This window comes from Aureimonas sp. SK2, from assembly GCF_029813115.1.
Lineage (GTDB): Bacteria > Pseudomonadota > Alphaproteobacteria > Rhizobiales > Rhizobiaceae > Aureimonas.
In genome coordinates, this window is record NZ_JAPZDS010000086.1 from 1 (window position 1) to 227 (window position 227).

A 227-nucleotide genomic window follows, 5' to 3' on the forward strand; every position below is an offset into this window, starting at 1 on the left:
TGCCGCAGAAGAAGCACAAGCCTGAAGAGATCGTCGCCAAGCTCCGGCAGGTCGACATGCTGCTGTCGCAGGGTCGTCCGGTTGCTGAAGCGATCCGTGCGATCGGCGTGACGCCGTTCACGTACTACCGCTGGCGCAAGGAGTATGGTGGGCTGAAGGTCGATCAGGTGAAGCGCCTGAAGGATCTGGAGAAGGAGAACGAGCGTCTTCGCAAGGCGGTCTCCGAC

At 61.2% G+C, this 227-nt stretch carries 1 protein-coding gene; it reads left to right on the forward strand.

Annotated elements, in window-relative coordinates; translation table 11 throughout:
• The coding region (locus O5O54_RS22325; RefSeq protein WP_279484041.1) for a transposase at positions 1-227 on the forward strand (227 nt) is incomplete at both ends.